The sequence below is a fragment of the Luteibacter sp. P4_D7_3 genome, from assembly GCF_056401735.1.
The window spans coordinates 1-1,237 of record NZ_JBFUIT010000579.1 but is presented as its reverse complement, the minus strand read 5'-3'; the positions used below and the strand labels follow the sequence as shown (position 1 = coordinate 1,237).

The 1,237-nt window shown below is 62.8% G+C and carries 3 protein-coding genes; all 3 read left to right on the top strand.

Annotated features, from left to right (window positions below; translation table 11 throughout):
* The coding region (locus AC1DSN_RS22870; RefSeq protein ID WP_477333155.1) for a thiamine pyrophosphate-dependent enzyme at nucleotides 1–300 on the top strand (300 nt) is incomplete at its 5' end.
* Between the two features lie 105 nt (nucleotides 301–405).
* Nucleotides 406–708: a hypothetical protein gene (locus tag AC1DSN_RS22865; RefSeq protein WP_477297352.1), complete on the top strand. Its 303-nt coding sequence runs from the start codon at nucleotides 406–408 to the stop codon at nucleotides 706–708.
* Nucleotides 709–809: 101 nt separating this feature from the next.
* On the top strand, nucleotides 810–1,103 hold the full coding sequence (locus tag AC1DSN_RS22860) for a hypothetical protein (RefSeq protein ID WP_477297351.1): 294 nt from the start codon (nucleotides 810–812) through the stop codon (nucleotides 1,101–1,103).
* The last annotated feature ends 134 nt before the right edge of the window (nucleotides 1,104–1,237 follow it).

Here is a 1,237-nt window from a genome sequence, read left to right as displayed (position 1 = left end):
GCCGAAGGGATGCTCGACACCTTTACCAAGTTGAAAAACCCCGCGTTTGGCGAAGTGGCCGAGGCCATGGGCCTGTGGGGCCGCACGGTTCGCACCGCCGCCTCGCTCGATGAGGCGGTCACCGAATGGCTGGCGCAGCCGGGCCCCGCGCTGCTCCATGTCTTCGTCAACCCCATGGAGCTCGTCAAGCCACCCTTTACTGAGCTCAAGCCCGTTGTCGGGATGGGCATCTACGGCGTGCGCGCCATCCTCCACGGTCGCGGTGGCGACGTGTGGGAGATGGTCCGGGAGAACCTCTAGGGTCCCCAACCTGGGGTCCGGACGGAGCACCGGCCGCATTGCCCCCACTGCGGTCCGTGCTCCCGAAGGCATTCGTTCAACGCTCCAATGCACCAGGCGCGAGTCATGAGCATTAAAGACGAACACCAATTTGCAATGGCCCACCTTGCCCATGACCTGACCGTTCTCGGGGACGCCGCGTTGCGCGACGACTTCAATGAAGCCCGTTTCCGTGCGCGCATGGTGGTCGAGAAGGCAGAAGCCGCCGGGCTTGCCGATGTGGCCAAAGCTGCAAAAGATTTGGTCGCATCGCTCGGCCCCGTTGGCACACAGCCCGGCCTGGGCTATGGCGTCGACATCCTCCGGGTGGCCGAAGAACTCGACAAGCTCGGCTACCAGCATCTCCGGCATACGCGCCAAGGGCGTTAGGGCGGGTCGTCGTTGAAAGAGCCCGCCTTGATTGCCGGTCGATTGTGTCATCCGCAGACCTTGCTGTACTTTCCCGTCCCCCTTTATCGCTGGAGTTCTCCATGTTGGTCATCGCATTCGCACTCGCCGCCACGCAGGGCGTCACCATGAGCGGCAAGGACAAGCAAAGCGCCTCCGCACACGTTGCGACCTCATCGGTCGAATGCGCGGCATTCAGGAAAAATCCGGATGGATCTTGGACATCGGTTCGCGACACGAAGGTCGGTGCCGTGCAGATGTCGTCGGGTGGCACGTTCTTCCCCGGGGTCAAGCTCGGCGGGGTCGATGTCGGCGAAAGCCTGAACGCCAAATGCCAGGACAAGGCGGATGGTCGGGGCGGCAACGCTGGCGGCTGACCCTTTCCCGCTTCGGCACAAGGAGGCACGATGAGCGCACTCACAGAGCGTCCGAAAATTCTCTACATCGACCTGGACCTCGAAGTCAATTTCCAGGACAGTGGCCCGGGAACGGTTGGTGAGCGGTTGTTGGC